The 14,673-nt window shown below is 67.8% G+C and carries 12 protein-coding genes, 1 tRNA gene, 1 other RNA gene and 1 pseudogene; 7 read left to right on the top strand and 8 right to left on the bottom strand.

The window, feature by feature from the left end:
- The 3 genes and pseudogenes from AC1DBQ_RS09240 to AC1DBQ_RS09230 all read right to left on the bottom strand — a co-directional run.
- Positions 1-436, bottom strand: a pseudogene (locus tag AC1DBQ_RS09240) (3-methyladenine DNA glycosylase); the annotation flags it as partial.
- A 4-nt stretch (positions 437-440) separates the two neighbouring features.
- Positions 441-1,007 (bottom strand): SSI family serine proteinase inhibitor, encoded by a 567-nt coding sequence (locus AC1DBQ_RS09235; RefSeq protein ID WP_476928214.1) that lies wholly within the window; start codon positions 1,005-1,007, stop codon positions 441-443.
- Positions 1,008-1,034: 27 nt separating this feature from the next.
- A complete protein-coding gene (locus tag AC1DBQ_RS09230) occupies positions 1,035-1,469 on the bottom strand; it encodes a MarR family winged helix-turn-helix transcriptional regulator (RefSeq protein WP_476928216.1) in 435 nt (144 codons plus the stop codon).
- 163 nt (positions 1,470-1,632) lie between these two features.
- Between AC1DBQ_RS09230 and AC1DBQ_RS09225 the strand changes: the two genes are divergently transcribed.
- The gene (locus tag AC1DBQ_RS09225; protein WP_116767150.1) at positions 1,633-1,857 is read left to right on the top strand and encodes a hypothetical protein; all 225 of its coding nucleotides are present in this window, start codon (positions 1,633-1,635) and stop codon (positions 1,855-1,857) included.
- A 143-nt stretch (positions 1,858-2,000) separates the two neighbouring features.
- The gene (locus AC1DBQ_RS09220; RefSeq protein ID WP_091255667.1) at positions 2,001-2,195 is read left to right on the top strand and encodes a hypothetical protein; all 195 of its coding nucleotides are present in this window, start codon (positions 2,001-2,003) and stop codon (positions 2,193-2,195) included.
- A 181-nt stretch (positions 2,196-2,376) separates the two neighbouring features.
- Here AC1DBQ_RS09220 and AC1DBQ_RS09215 read toward each other — a convergent pair whose 3' ends face one another.
- The 4 genes from AC1DBQ_RS09215 to ffs form a co-directional block, all read right to left on the bottom strand.
- Positions 2,377-3,735 carry an aspartate kinase gene (locus AC1DBQ_RS09215; protein ID WP_476928213.1) on the bottom strand — a complete coding sequence of 453 codons (1,359 nt, stop codon included), beginning with the start codon at positions 3,733-3,735 and terminating at the stop codon, positions 2,377-2,379.
- Between the two features lie 465 nt (positions 3,736-4,200).
- On the bottom strand, positions 4,201-4,800 hold the full coding sequence (gene recR, locus AC1DBQ_RS09210; protein WP_090579574.1) for a recombination mediator RecR: 600 nt from the start codon (positions 4,798-4,800) through the stop codon (positions 4,201-4,203).
- A 51-nt stretch (positions 4,801-4,851) separates the two neighbouring features.
- Positions 4,852-7,974 carry a DNA polymerase III subunit gamma and tau gene (locus AC1DBQ_RS09205; RefSeq protein WP_476928212.1) on the bottom strand — a complete coding sequence of 1,041 codons (3,123 nt, stop codon included), beginning with the start codon at positions 7,972-7,974 and terminating at the stop codon, positions 4,852-4,854.
- An RNA gene (gene ffs / locus AC1DBQ_RS09200) (signal recognition particle sRNA small type) lies at positions 7,973-8,069 on the bottom strand. The genes AC1DBQ_RS09205 and ffs overlap by 2 nt, the downstream gene beginning before the upstream one ends.
- A gap of 576 nt (positions 8,070-8,645) precedes the next feature.
- Between ffs and AC1DBQ_RS09195 the strand changes: the two genes are divergently transcribed.
- Positions 8,646-8,730 (top strand) — tRNA-Ser (locus tag AC1DBQ_RS09195).
- Between the two features lie 130 nt (positions 8,731-8,860).
- Here the strand turns inward: AC1DBQ_RS09195 and AC1DBQ_RS09190 are convergent.
- Complete coding sequence (locus AC1DBQ_RS09190; protein WP_476928211.1) at positions 8,861-9,772, bottom strand: oxygenase MpaB family protein; 912 nt, start codon at positions 9,770-9,772, stop codon at positions 8,861-8,863.
- A gap of 354 nt (positions 9,773-10,126) precedes the next feature.
- Here AC1DBQ_RS09190 and AC1DBQ_RS09185 point away from each other — a divergent pair, with 354 nt between their 5' ends.
- The 4 genes from AC1DBQ_RS09185 to AC1DBQ_RS09170 all read left to right on the top strand — a co-directional run bounded on the left by AC1DBQ_RS09185 (position 10,127) and on the right by AC1DBQ_RS09170 (position 14,591).
- Positions 10,127-11,317 carry a M23 family metallopeptidase gene (locus tag AC1DBQ_RS09185; RefSeq protein WP_476928210.1) on the top strand — a complete coding sequence of 397 codons (1,191 nt, stop codon included), beginning with the start codon at positions 10,127-10,129 and terminating at the stop codon, positions 11,315-11,317.
- A 172-nt stretch (positions 11,318-11,489) separates the two neighbouring features.
- The gene (locus tag AC1DBQ_RS09180) at positions 11,490-11,975 is read left to right on the top strand and encodes a glutathione peroxidase (RefSeq protein ID WP_476928209.1); all 486 of its coding nucleotides are present in this window, start codon (positions 11,490-11,492) and stop codon (positions 11,973-11,975) included.
- Between the two features lie 225 nt (positions 11,976-12,200).
- On the top strand, positions 12,201-13,412 hold the full coding sequence (fdhA, locus tag AC1DBQ_RS09175) for a formaldehyde dehydrogenase, glutathione-independent (RefSeq protein ID WP_476928208.1): 1,212 nt from the start codon (positions 12,201-12,203) through the stop codon (positions 13,410-13,412).
- Between the two features lie 237 nt (positions 13,413-13,649).
- On the top strand, positions 13,650-14,591 hold the full coding sequence (locus AC1DBQ_RS09170; RefSeq protein WP_476928207.1) for a phosphodiesterase: 942 nt from the start codon (positions 13,650-13,652) through the stop codon (positions 14,589-14,591).
- The last annotated feature ends 82 nt before the right edge of the window (positions 14,592-14,673 follow it).

The following is a 14,673-nucleotide window of genomic DNA, read 5'->3' as shown; positions in this document are numbered from 1 at the left end:
TGTCCTGCCGGTAGACCATGGCCCACTCGTGCAGCCCGAAGCAGCCGAACTGGGCGGCCCGCGCAGCAGTCCCGGCGAGAATGATTCCGGCGAACTGCAGCGCCTCCCGCCGATCCCGGAGGAAGGCGTCGACGTCGACGGTCACGGCCGGCGAGTCCGCCGGCAGCCCGGCGGCGGCGAGTTCGGCGCCGTGGGCCGCGCGGTAATACTTCCAGCCGGTCCGCGCCGCTGCCTCGGGCCCGGAGAGCACGACGCCGGCGCCCGGGTGCCAKCGCAGCAGCTGGCCGGGTTTCTGGGTGTAGTAGGTGAAGAGGAAGTCTTCCACCGGGTGCTTCCCGCCGGCGGAGCGCCGCTCAAGGTAAGGATCGGCATAGCGGCGGACGCGCTGCTGGTGGGCCGCCTGGCGTGGCAGCCACTCTTCCTGCTGGAGGTGCACGGGCTTAACTCGGCCAGCCGGATGAGCCCAGGACGTCCTTGGCGGCGTTCCACGCGGCGATTTCACAGCCGCCCTTCAAACTGAAGGTCGCCTGAACCTGCCGCCCGTCCACGACGCCGGTGACGGTCGCGACTTGCGGACCGCCGTACTGCTGGGTGCAGGCCCGGTCCTTGTCGATAACGGGGCTGAGGATGGACGGGTTGTTCTTGATGGCGAGGCACGCTGCGGCAGGGTTGGGGTGCTGGCTTTCGGCCGCCGGAACCCCATTCTGGCACACGAGCGTGAAGTTGGTCGGGGCGGCGGTTTCGGTCGGCTTAATCATGATGGCGAGCTCGGCGTTCCCCTGTCCCGGGCCGGACGGCAGCGGGGCCGCGGAGGGCGACGGGGCCGGGGACGTCGTCTCAGTCTCCGGCGACGGGGAGCCGGTCGGGGAGCTGGAGGATGTTCCCGCAGTCGTGCTGGCTGAGGGGGATGGTGCGGGGCCGCTGTTCGGCGTGCACGCGGCCAGTCCGGCCGCGGCCATCAGGGCGGCCGCCAGAACAAGCGCCGGGCGGCCCGATCGAGTGCGCATCAGCAGTCCTCCTCAGTTTTGCCCAGTCTACCGCCGGGGTGCGTCTTCCGGGTCGGGCCGGGTGGCGGCGATTAGGTCCATCATGGACGCGTGCAGCTGCCTCACCTGCTCGCGCGTCAGCCCCAGCCGCGCCATCATGATGCCCGGAACTTCGGTGGCCTGCTCCCGGAGGGCCGCCCCGCGGGGCGTCAGACGGACATCCAGCGTGCGTTCGTTGCCTTCCATCCGCTGACGGGTGATGAACCCGGCGGTTTCGAGCCGGCGCAGCAGCGGCGAGATGGTGGCCGGCTCCTGGGCCAGGGCGTCGCTGATGTCCCGGACGGACCGGGGGCTGGCCTCCCAGAGGCACAACATGACGAGGTACTGCGGGTGGGTMAGGCCGAGCTTGTCCAGGACGGGTTTGTAGGCGCCCACCACACTCCGGGAGGCCACTGTCAGGGCGAAACAGAGCTGTTGTTCCAGGAGGAGGTCATCCTGTGCCGCTTGGGAGTCCCCCGTGCCCTGCGGGACGCGGGCTGCCTGGTTTGCTGGGGTTCCTTCGGTCACACCGACTCCTTCAAATGATTAGTGCACTAATGATTAGCGTACACTGGGAGCATTGTCTTGTTCCCAGGAAAGGATAGCCATGGCCAAGGAAAACGGCGCCCAGAGGTTCATGCGGGCCACCGGAAAGCTTCGGATGATTTTCGGGCCGGCCAACCGCAGTTCCCTCGGCCACGAGATGACCGAGCAGAACAGGCGGCTGCTGGCGATGCGGGAGGCCGAGACCGCGCAGTGGGAGACCATGCACCGGCCCGACGGCAGCACCTATGTGGTGCCCCGCAACCCGGAGGACAAGTCCCTGCGCTAGGCGTGTTTTACCGGTATCCGACCCKGGCCTTTTGCCGCCGTCGGGCGTAAAATGAGGACACTGACACACCGCTGTGCAGCATCCTGAACCACCCGCGACGAAGAAAGGGGGTGGGACTAGTGACACGTGCGGTCAAAGCTTTTATGGACAAGACCGACAAGCTGAGGCTCCTGTTCGGACCCGCCAACCGGGGCGACACTGCGGCGCCTGTCGTTCACCATCATGATGACTACGAGCACGCCTCGGAAGAAGACCTGGCAGGCTTCGAGGTCGAGACAGACTCGCATGGACACCACTACGCTGTCCGGAAAACGGATCTCTGGAAAGAAGAGGTCTGAGAGCCCGGTCCGGCATCAGGGCGGCCGTGGCCGCCCGGACACGCCGGACAGAGGGGTGCGGAGAAACGAGGAAGGGAGCGGCGCTGGCCGCTCCCTTCCTCATGACCATGCGGGCTGGAATTCCGCTACCGGCCCGCAGCCGGCTTGTGGTGTCCCTTGGTTGCCGGTTGCCGGTTGCCGGTTAGCGGCCGGTGCCGCCGTACACCGTGGCTTCGTCCTCGCTGTCGAGGTCAAACGCCCTGTGGATGGCGCGGACGGCGTCGTCGAGCAGGTCCGCGTGGGTGACCACCGAGATGCGGATCTCCGAGGTGGAGATCATGTTGATGTTGATTCCGGCCTCCGAGAGGGCCGCGAAGAAGCGCGCGGAGACCCCCGGGTGGGAGCGCATGCCGGCGCCGATCAGCGAAAGTTTGCCGATCTTCTCGTTGTATTCGATGCTCTCGAAGCCGATCCGGTCCTGTGCGGCGTGCAGCGCGGCAAGGGCCTCGGCCCCCTCGACGATCGGGAGGGTGAAGGAGATGTCGGTCCGGCCCGTGCCGTGGGTGGAKACGTTCTGGACGATCATGTCGATGTTGGAGTGGGCGTCCGCGATGACCTGGAAGATCGCGGCGGCCTTGCCGGGAATGTCAGGTACGCYGACAACCGTGACTTTGGCTTCGGAACGATCGTGTGCAACACCGGAGATGATTGGCTGCTCCAAGGCAACTCCCTCTTGGGTCGTGATCTTGTCGTCGGCGCCGGGCAGGACCCAGGTGCCTTCGTTCTGGCTGAATGAGGAACGGACGTGCAAGGGTACCCCGAAGCGGCGGGCATATTCGACGCAACGCAGGTGCAGGATCTTGGCGCCCGAGGCGGCCAGCTCCAGCATTTCCTCGCTGGAGATGCGGTCGATCTTGCGGGCCGACGGGACCACGCGCGGGTCGGCCGTGTAGACGCCGTCGACGTCGGTGAAGATCTCGCAGACGTCGGCGTCGAGCGCCGCGGCGAGGGCCACCGCCGTCGTGTCGGAACCGCCGCGGCCGAGCGTGGTGATCTCGTTGGTGGTGCGGCTCATGCCCTGGAAGCCGGCAACGATCGCGATGTGTCCCTTGTCCAGGGCGGTGCGGATGCGGTGCGGGTCGACGTCGATGATCCGGGCCTTGCCGTGGATGCCGTCGGTGATCATGCCAGCCTGCGAGCCGGTGAAGGACTGGGCCGAGGCGCCGAACTTGTTGATAGCCATGGCCAGCAGCGCCATGGAGATGCGTTCCCCGGCGGAAAGGAGCATGTCCATTTCGCGGGCCGGGGCGGAATCGGTCACCTGGCCGGCGAGGTCAAGGAGCTCATCGGTGGTGTCTCCCATGGCGGAGACCACGACGACGACCTCGTCGCCGGCGTTGTGGGCGTCCACGACCCGGCGCGCGACGCGCTTGATGCCCTCCGCGTCCGCCACCGACGAACCGCCGAACTTCTTCACGACAAGGTGCTTGGTGGTGGCGGCCGAGACGGGCAGCGTCTGCGGCTGCGATCCGGGCTGGACTTCGGTAGTGGGCAAACTCATTCGCGCACCCTCACTGGATCATCGGGGTTCTGGGCCAGGCAACCAAACGGCGCGACGGCGTAACTTCTCCTCCCAGTTTATCGCCGAGCGCCCTGCGCCGTTGAATTGTGACCKAATAGTAGACAACCGGGCCTTTCAGCGGGAGCGATTCCCCCGGACATGCTCAGCGCTGCGGACCAGGAAGGGGCATGCTCTCCCGTCCCCGGGGGACATGCTCATTCTTCGCGGCCAGGGGTGGGCATATGGGCATTGTGTCCATTCCCGCTCCCGGCCGCGGGACATGTCCGGTGGTCGGGGGGAAGCCAGCCTCGGTCCAGCCGGTAGCGCCATCGCGAAAGCGAGAGAGAGATTTGCCGGGCCTTCACCGGACGTGCTCATTCTTCGCGGCCGGGGGTGGGCATGGGTGCGTTGTGCCCATGCCCGGTCCCGGCCGCCGGACACGTCCTGCGGGCCGGGATTAGTTATCTAGCTCAGCGCGTTCCGGCGTCCCTCGAAGGCCCTGCCGAGCGTGACTTCGTCGGCGTATTCGAGGTCCCCGCCCACGGGCAGGCCGGACGCGAGCCGGGTGACGGCGATCCCGATCGACTTGAGCATCCGGGCCAGGTATGTCGCCGTGGCCTCGCCCTCAAGGTTGGGGTCGGTGGCGATGATGATTTCCTGGATGGCGCCGTCGTTGAGCCGGGTGAGCAGCTCACGGATCCGGAGCTGTTCCGGGCCGATGCCGGCGATGGGATTTATCGCCCCGCCCAGCACGTGGTACCTGCCTCGGAACGATCGCGTGCGCTCCACCGCCAGGACATCCTTGGACTCTTCGACGACGCAGATCACCGATGGGTCCCGGCGCGGGTCACGGCAGATATTGCACAGTTCCTGCTCCGTCACGTTCCCGCAGACCGTGCAGAACTTGACCCGTTCCTTCACCGTGGTGATGGCGTCGACGAGCCGCTTCATGTCCTGCGGATCCGCCTCGAGGATGTGAAAGGCCAGCCGCTGGGCAGACTTGGGCCCGACTCCGGGAAGGCGTCCGAGCTCATCGATCAGCTCTTGAACTGCACCTTCGTACACAATGTCCTCGTTCGTTTGGAATGGGGCCGGGGCCAGCCGGCGGGGGATCTGCTAGAAGCGGGGCGGCAGCGGGCTTCCGTCCAGGGAGCGTTCCTCCACCAGTTTCCCGCCCAGAATACGCTCGACGGCGGCCCGGCCGAAGACACCCGATTCCTCGATCGTTTCATCGTCGGCGCTCGGAATGTCCTGCACGTAGACGGTGGTTKCGGCGGCCGCGCGGGCGGGGGCTTTTGCCCGGCCGGCTTCGGCCTCCGGGCTGTTCGACAGCCGCTGGTACAGGCTCTGCCGCCCCGTCGTAGTGGCAGCCTCGGGAACCGCGGTCACCGCAACGGCCGGAGCTGCGGGGGCCGGGGCTGCGGGGGCCGCGGATGGCGCGGCAGCCTGCGGGMCGGCCGATGCCGGGACGGGCGCAACTGCAGAAAATTGTTCCGACGTCAGTCCGGACGGTCCGGACACGACGCCCGCATATTCCGGGATCTGTGCAGCCGCCGGCTCGTAGTACACCGGCGCCGGTGCGGGCTCCGGTGCCGAGGGCTCGGGATCCGGCGTCGCGTGCCGGCCGACGTTGGACTCCGTGCCGATCGTCCAGATGCCGGGCGACTGCTCGACGGCGCGGGCCCACGGGTCGGCCGATGGGTTGGCCGAGGTGTCCGGGCCTCCTGGCATGCCTCCGGCCGCGGAGCCGGCGGCATGGGACGGAGCCGGGGMCGGGGATTTCCGGACAGGAGTTGGGGCTGGGGACTCGGCGGCGCGGCGCGGCGCGGCGGTGGGGGAAGGGTCCCAGTCCATGGGGGGTTCTTCGTCCAGCGGCGGGGCGTCTTCATCCCGGGGCGGTCCCCAGTCGTCGTCAGGGTAGGCGTAGGATCCGGAAGGCTCCGAAGGGCCGTCCGGTCGGACGGCCTCTTCGGCGGCGCGAGCCTCAGTCCGGACTGCCGGCACAKGCGTCCGCGCTTCCGGTGCMGGAGCGGGGCGGCCGGCCGCCGGGGCCGGGGCAGGTTCCGCAGCCGGCGTGGAGGCGGCCGGAACACGTACCGGCGCCGCCGCGGGGACGGCTTCGGCGGATGCCTCGGACGGCGACGGTGACGTTGGCGCAGGGGACTGGGGGKCCGGGCTCAGCCCCCAGGCGACGTCGGCCGACGTCGCCGGGGTCTCCGGGCTAGCGGGCGCTTTTGGGTTTGGCTCAGAGCTCGCTGGGCTGTTGCTGCCGCCGGCGACGGCCCGGATCTGGCAGTCGATACCGATCGTCTTGTGGATCGCCTGCCGGAGGTTCTCGGCGTGGTCGGCGCGGCCGAAGGCGCCTGCCAGACCCGGAGTGGTGAACGCKAGAGTCAGGACGTGGTCCTCGAAATGGCCGAGCTGGGCATTGGGCTCCACCAGCGCCCAGGTGCTGCGCTTGATCTTGGTGAGGGTTTGCAGGATGTCGGGCCAGGCACGTCGCAGGACCTCGACGTCGGCGCCCGGGCCGGACACCGGGCGGGCAACCGCGGCAGGTGCTGCGGCGGCAGGGGCGGCCTCGGACCGTACAGGGGCGGACGGTGCTGCTGCTGCCGCTTCCGGAGCAGCAGCCGCTGGGGCAGCAGCAGGCGCCGGGGCGGGCTCGACGGGCGGGGCTGCAGGCGACGTCGTTGGGGCGGACGCGAGCCGGCTGGCAGCCGCGGGTTCGTCCACGGGCCAGTCGCTGGTGCTGACCCGCGGTGCCGTCAGCGGTTCCCGGACAGGTTCGTCCCGTCGGGACGGCGCGGCGTCGAGGCCAGCGGCCGGCGCCTGTGCGGCATGTAGCTGGTCAACGGGCGCGTGGTCGACTGGTGGCGGGACGGCAGCAGTGGTGGCGGCCGCGTCAGCAGGCGCCCCGGGAGACTGGGCAACGGGGACCTGGGGAGCGGATTGCTGGGTGACAGGGGGCGGCCCCGCCTGCGCAGGCGGGGCCGACGCAACGGCGGGGGCGCTGGCGAGAGGAGTCCCGACGTCGTTCCCGGCGTAGTTCAAACGGCGCTCGACGCGGTCGATMCGGGCCGCGATGCCGCGTTCGGTCTGTTCGGAGCTGGGAAGCAGGATGCGGGCGCACAGCAGTTCCAGATGCAGGCGCGGCGAGGTGGCCCCGGTCATGTCCGTCAGCGCCGTGTTGGTGACGTCCGCGGCGCGGGAGAGCTCGGCCGCCCCGAGATTGTGCGCCTGGTTCTGCATCCGGGCGATCTGGTCCGCCGGTATGCCGCGGAGGATGGACTGGGCGCTTTCGGGCATCGCCTGGACGATGATGAGGTCGCGGAAGCGCTCGAGCAGGTCTTCGACGAAGCGGCGCGGATCGTGGCCGGTCTGGATGACCCGGTCCACCGCGCGGAACACCGTGGCGGAGTCGGACGCTGCGACGGCCTCGACGACGTCGTCCAGCAGCGAGGCGTGCGTGTAGCCCAGGAGGGCGACAGCGAGCTCGTAGTCAAGGCCGTTTGGTCCGGCGCCGGCCATGAGTTGGTCCAGGACGGACAGGGAGTCACGGACGGAACCGCCGCCGGCGCGGATAACGAGCGAGAGCACTCCGGGCGCCACGGGGACGTTCTCCTGGGTGCAGAGTAGCTCCAGGTACGCCATGAGGGGCTCCGGGGGTACCAGCCGGAAGGGGTAGTGGTGCGTGCGGGAACGGATGGTGCCGATCACCTTGTCCGGCTCCGTGGTGGCGAAGATGAACTTGATGTGTTCCGGCGGCTCTTCGACGATCTTGAGCAGGGCGTTGAAGCCGGCCGAGGTGACCATGTGGGCTTCGTCGATGATGAAGATCTTGTAACGGTCCCGGACCGGGGCATACGTGGCCCGCTCGCGGAGGTCGCGGGCATCGTCCACGCCGCCGTGGCTGGCGGCATCGATCTCGATGACATCCAGGGAGCCGGAGCCGCCGCGGGCGAGCTCGACACAGCTGGGGCACTTCCCGCAGGGGGTGTCTGTGGGGCCCTCGGCGCAGTTCAGGCAGCGGGCGAGGATGCGGGCCGAGGTGGTTTTGCCGCAGCCGCGGGGGCCGGAAAAGAGGTAGGCGTGGTTGACGCGGTTCTTGCGCAGGGCCGTCATCAGCGGCTCGGTGACGTGTTCCTGCCCGATGACGTCCGCGAATGAATCGGGGCGGTATCGACGGTAGAGCGCGGTAGTAACAGTCACAGATTTAACCCTACCAATCGGCACAGACATAAAAGACCCCTCATGCACCCGCCAGAGCCCATTTACCCTTGCTACCTTCCGGTCCTGGGGGAGTTCAACAGGATGACGCCACATGAGGGGCCGTCAGCAAGTTTACCTGACGATTGAGTGTGCCCCGAATTGGCCTGTTTTCACCCCGTTTCCCCTGCTATCTCCGGCGGGACATGCTCATTTTTCGCGGGGAGGACTGGGTTTTTCGCGGGGAGGATTGGGCTGTTTGGCATTGTGCCCAGCCCTTGGCGGGACCGTGGGGCATGTCCTGCGCTGACGGCGTGKACCGTGGGGCATGTCCATTCTTTGCCCGTCTTTGCGCGCAGGCCGGCGGGTGGGCGGGAGTGAGCAGGACAGCGCAGCCCAGGAGCGCGAGGGCTGCGTGCCGGGGGCGGTGCGGGGAGGATCATGTCCAGTCATCGCGCCCAGTGCGGGGCATCTCCCTTGGGCGAGTCATGCAGTGSGGGACACGCCCATTCTTCGCGGGGAGGACTGGGCTGTTTGGCATTATGTCCAGCCCTGGGCTGGAGCGTGGGACATGTCCGGCGGTGAGGGCGTGGACCGTGGGACATGTCCCGCGGAGGCGCCCCTGGCTGGGCGGGCGAGGGCTCAATTGGGCGATGCCGGAAAGTTCAGGTATTCTAGTATCTGCTTTTGATTCAGAAGCAACTGGAGAATTCGCCTAGCGGCCTATGGCGCACGCCTGGAACGCGTGTTGGGTTAACGCCCTCGGGGGTTCAAATCCCCCATTCTCCGCGGTTGGCCCCGGTCCATTGGACCGGGGCCTTTTTGCGTCCGCAGGCTTGGCTCCTCGTGAGGTCGGGGGCCAGCAGCTTCACCAGCAGGATTGGGCGCCCGCGCCAGCGGCACCACATCTCACTCCGTCTCAGGCTAGGTAGCCCAGCCGGCGCAGAYGGGTCCGGGCGGCCTGTTCACTCGGGCCCATCCGGCCCAGGGCAAGGTGCACCACGCCCAAGGTGACCCGCGTGGCCAGTTTCACCGGCAGCGGGATCGGGCCCAGCCGCGCGGTCCGGAGGCCCAGCATCTCGCGGTATTTGGGTTCGAGGCTGGCCACGGCGGCCGCGAACAGGACCCGGTAGCCGGGCCTGAGCACCGGGTGGAGGGGCGGATCACGGATGAAGGCCACCGTCTCGGCGACCCTTTCATCACTGCGGAGCTCGCCGTCGTCGTACCAGCGGTCCAGTTGCTGCCGCATTTCCGCCTCGCTCAGAGGCGGGGCCTCCACGCCCATGAGCCTGCCGGCCTGGGCCCACTCACGGACATACGCGTCAGGTCCGCCCGGAATCGGCCGTCCCCACAGCTTGTGGGCCGAGAGGAAGGCGTCGGTGAAGGCAATGTGGACCCAGCGGAGCAGCTCGGGATCGTTGGCCGCGTACGAGCGCCTGACGCCGTGGCCGTCCACGAATTCCCCCCGGACCGTCTGATGGAGCCGGAGGACCCAGTCCGAGGCCGCTCGGGCCGCGCCCGTGGAGCCGTAGGAAACGGTGAAGATCCAGCGGATGGTGCCGGCCAGCCGGCCCAGGGGGTCTTCGCGGAAGCGGGAGTGATCGTGGACCCCGGCCAGTGCACCGGGATGGAGCGCCTGCATCAGCAGCGCTCGGATTCCCGCGACGATGGTTGGCATGTCCCCGTGCACGGTCCAGACCGCCGAGCCTGGCAGGTGGTAGCCGGCGTCGTCTCCCTCGGCAAGCCGGGGCACCCATTCAGGCACGGTGTCGCGCGTCCCGGTGAACGTTTGTTTGAGTTCCGCCTGCCATTCCCTGAGGACATTGCGCATCCTCCATTCTTACCCGGCTCCGGGGTCCTCGGCACCTGCAAGTCCGAGGCGGACTACTGGGMCGCGGTCGGCCCGCTACTCGGGACAGGCTCGGTTCCCCGGGTGCGGCCGCAAAAGGGGCCCGCCGACGGTTCACAGGGCCGGCGGTCTGTGGTCCCATAGTGGGGTAAGTCCGTGAAGATTGGGGTCTGGCGGGCATATAGCGGGAGTCACATCGTGGGAAAACACTGGGGAAACTCATCGAGTGAGCAATCAACCAGGGCACGGACCATTGCCGTGCGCTGCGTTTCCGGAGGCCTCTGCCTGTCCCTKGCTGTTCTGACATTCGGCGGCTTTCAGGGACTGGGCGCCAGCGTGTCCTACGTTGAGCCCGCCGACGTGCCGGCCGCCGGCGCCGTGGGACCTGAAACGCTCGACCCGGCTACCCAGCGGGCCGCGACCGCGTCATCGGCGACTCCGGGTGCTGTGACCGCGGACTCCCAGGCGCTCGTGGCCTTCAGCAGGAGCACGGTGGAAACGGTGACCAAGGAGGGGGTTGGCGGCGAGCTCAATGTCGCCTCGGCGGGCCTGAGCCGGCCCGCGGCCGGGTTCCTCATGGCCCCCCTGGAAACGCTGGTGCCGTCGTCCCCGTTCGGACTGCGCACCAGCCCGCTGACGGGGGTTGCCGGCGAATTCCACTGGGGCCAGGACTTCGCCGCCGCCTGCGGAACGCGGGTTTACTCGGCCGACGCCGGTGTGGTGCGGGCCGTCGGGTGGCACCCGTGGGGCGGCGGTAACCGGGTGGAAATTGACCATGGCAACGGTCTTATCACGACGTACAACCACCTCCAGGGGATTGCCGTCAAGAAGGGCGACTCCGTGCGGGTGGGCGAGGTCATTGCCCTGGTCGGCACTACCGGCTCCTCAACCGGCTGCCACCTCCATTTCGAAACCATCCTTAACGGCGCTCACACCGACCCGATGGGCTGGAAGTTCATCCCCATCAAGCAGGTGGACCGGCTCGGCCCGATCGAACTGACCAGTTACGCGCCCGACGCCGGCAATCCTGCCAATGCAGGGCTTGGATGGGCGATTCCCGTCCGGGAGGACCTGACCCACGTGGTGGCCGGCGGCCTTCAGGAACAGCCTGCCGCTGTGGCGGCCAAGCCGTCCACGAGTCCCCCGAAGCCGACGAAAACCGCCTCCGCGACTCCGACGGCCACGCCGACCCCGACGAAAACCGTCACCCCTACGCCTACGCCGACGCCGACGAAGTCCGCCTCGGCGACGCCGACTGCCACGCCGACGCCGACGAAAACCGCCTCCGCGACGCCGTCTGCACCAGCCCCGTCGTCTGTGGCCCCGACAACCGCGTCGGCTTCTCCCAGCGCGACCGAGGCTGCCGCCAAGACGTCGGCCCCGCCAGCYAAACCCCTGGCGCCGGCGCCGGTCACCGCGCCCACGGGGGACCCTGCGCCAGCCACCACCACGCAGTCCGCCACGACAACCGCCACAAAAACCACCACAACGCCCACCACAACGCCCACCACAACGCCGACCCGCTAACCGCCAGCGGGACTTTCCCGGAACACGCCTTCGGGCTCGGGGCAGGCCGCCCGCTTCGGCCCCGGACCTGTGCCCGGGATGCAGACCCATACCCGCACGCTTCGGCTACGAATCGCTGGAGGGACCAGTTCCGGGCCCTGCTTCGGACCACCGACACCGCGAGGACGCACCCATGACCGCTCTGCACTCCATTCCCCTGACCCTTATCGACGGCACCGAGACCGACTTCGGCCGCTTCAAGGGGGAGGTGGTGCTGGTGGTGAACGTGGCATCCCAGTGCGGCTTCACGCCCCAATACGCGGGGCTCGAGGCGCTGCACAACAAGTTCCGCGACCAGGGGTTTCAGGTCCTCGGCGTCCCGTGCGACCAGTTCGCGGGGCAGGAACCCGGGGCCGACGCCGAGATCGCCGAATTCTGCCAGCGCAACTTCGGCGTGACCTTCCCGCTGACCGCCAAAGCCAACGTCCGGGGCAAGAACCAGCACCCCCTCTACGCCGAGCTCACCAAGTTCAAGAACGGCATCCTGCCGGGCCTGGTGAAGTGGAACTTCGAGAAGTTCCTCGTGAACCGCGACGGCGACATCATCGCCCGCTTCGCACCCACCGTGGAGCCGGACGCACCGGAAATCATCGAGGCTGTCCAGTCGGCCCTCGGCTGAATCGGACGGCCCGGCTTCCAGAGGAACTCAGCCCTATCCCTAAGCAGGCTTGGCGCCTAGACTGGCCAGACCCTCCAACATTCCGGGCACACCCACGGCACAGTCATCCCTGGCAGCAGCCCGTCGGCGGTGCGGTCACGGTGCCCCTGTGGAGGGCGCATCAAAGAACTTCGTGAATCACACCAGAGCGCCCAGACCGGGGCTCGTGAAAGCAGGAGGAAATAGATGACAGGKAACAAAGCCGTTGCCTACAAGGGGCCGGGCAAGGTCGAACTGATCGACATTGACTACCCCACCTTTGAACTCAAGGACGGTCCGGGGGTCAACCCCGCCAACGTGGGCCGTTCGGTGCGCCATGGCGTAATCCTCAAAACCGTTGCCACGAATATTTGCGGCTCAGACCAGCACATGGTCCGGGGACGCACCACCKCTCCCCYCGACCTGGTGCTGGGCCACGAGATCACCGGCGAGGTGGTCGAAGTGGGGCCCGATGTTGAATTCATCAAAGTGGGGGACATCTGTTCCGTCCCCTTCAACATCGCCTGCGGGCGCTGCCGGAACTGCAAAGAGCGCAAGACCGGCATCTGCCTGAACGTCAACCCGGACCGTCCGGGCAGCGCCTACGGCTACGTGGACATGGGCGGCTGGGTAGGCGGCCAGGCCAACTACGTCCTTGTCCCGTATGCCGACTGGAACCTGTTGAAGTTCCCGGACAAKGATCAGGCCCTCGAAAAGATGATGGACCTGACCATGCTCTCGGACATCTTCCCGACCGGATTCCATGGCGCGGTCACCGCAGGCGTCGGCGTCGGGTCCACCGTATACGTGGCCGGCGCAGGGCCTGTGGGACTCGCCGCGGCGACCAGTGCCCAGCTCCTGGGTGCCGCCGTCGTGATTGTGGGTGACATGAACGCGGACCGCCTGGCGCAGGCACGCAGCTTCGGCTGCGAGACCATCGACCTGAGCAAGGGCGGCMCGGCCGAGCAAATCGAGCAGCTTCTGGGCGTCCCGGAAGTCGATTGTGGCGTGGACGCGGTGGGATTTGAGGCCAAGGGTCACGGGGCCGGAGCGCATGAGGCCCCCGCTACCGTCCTGAACTCGCTGATGGAAGTGACGGCCGCCGGCGGCGCCCTGGGCATTCCGGGGCTCTACGTCACCGGTGATCCGGGCGGCGTGGACGAGGCCGCGAAGAAGGGCTCGCTCTCGCTCAGCCTCGGAACGGGCTGGGCAAAGTCGCTCAGTTTCACCACGGGACAGTGCCCGGTCATGAAGTACAACCGGCAGCTGATGATGGCCATCCTGCATGACAAGGTGCACATCGCCAAGAACGTCAACGCGAAGGCGATTGCCCTGGAGGATGCTCCGAAAGGTTACGCCGAATTCGACGCCGGCGCGGCGACGAAGTTCGTGCTMAACCCCAACGGGTATCTGAGCTAGCAGGCYCGGAACCCGGCGGCACCGCCGTTGCCCCGCTGAGCTGGGGCTTCGGTGTGCCGCCGGGCCGCCGCCGCCTTAATATGCCCTCTGAAGCATGTGAGGGGCGGCCATCTGTTAATCTGCGATTTTTGAATATGCGTGACCGAGTTTTTACATTGTTTGCCCAATGTCTGGTTGGATAGTCCTTACTGAGAGGGACACTGGAGGCACCGCTTCCACCCAACCAAGAAGGTAGCAATGGAGCGCATCGAGGCCGAGCACCCCCGGCCACGTCATTTCCTACTTCATCTGAGCGACCCCCACCTGCTGGGGGGTCCGCAACCCCTGTACGGCGTCGTTGACAGCGAAGCCCTGCTCCAACAACTCTTCGACGAGGTCCACGCCTCAGGTGCACGCCCCGAAGCCGTGATCTTCACCGGCGACCTCGCCGACCTCGGCGAACCGGAAGCCTACGCCAAGCTCCGCGCCATCGTGGAGCCTGCGTGCAGGGCCATGGGAGCCAAGGTCATCTGGGCGATGGGCAATCACGACGACCGGGCCAATTTCCGGGCCGGGCTCCTGGACCAGGCGGACAACGACGCCCCGGTGGATCACAGCTACTTCGTCAAMGGGCTGCGGATTATCACCTTGGATACCTCCGTGCCCGGCTTCCATCATGGCGAATTGAGCCAGGACCAGTTGGACTGGCTCGCCGCCGAACTCGCCACCCCGGCCCCGGATGGGACCATCCTCGCCCTGCACCACCCGCCGGTGCCGTCCGTGCTGGACCTTGCCGTGCTGGTGGAACTCCGGGGACAGTCGGCGCTTGCCGGAATCCTGCGCAACTCCGATGTCCGTGCCATCCTGGGCGGTCACCTGCACTACTCGACCACCGCAACGTTCGCCGGCATCCCCGTGTCCGTGGCATCAGCGACGTGCTACACACAGGACCTGAACGTTGCTGTGGGCGGCACACGCGGGCGCGACGGCGGGCAGGCGTTCAACMTGGTCCACGTCTACGAGCACACGATTGTGCACTCCGTGGTGCTGCTCGGCGACACCCCGGCAGTCGGGGAACTCGTCTCTCCGGCGGAAGTCCAGCGCCGGCTCGCGGCCGCAGGGATCACCATTCCGGAGCAGGCCCAGCTCGAAGCGCCGTCCCGGACGCCGGCACACCGCAGGTACACCACCCTGAACTGATTCACCGCCCTGCTGGTTCACCGGTCCGCGGGCGCAGCCMGCAACTCTTCCCCGCGGTTCGTCCCGGGCCGATGCTCCCTCG

The organism is Arthrobacter sp. 10T413_2 (assembly GCF_056394205.1).
Note: the sequence above shows the minus strand (reverse complement) of the source record. Positions and strands in the feature narration are given on the sequence as shown.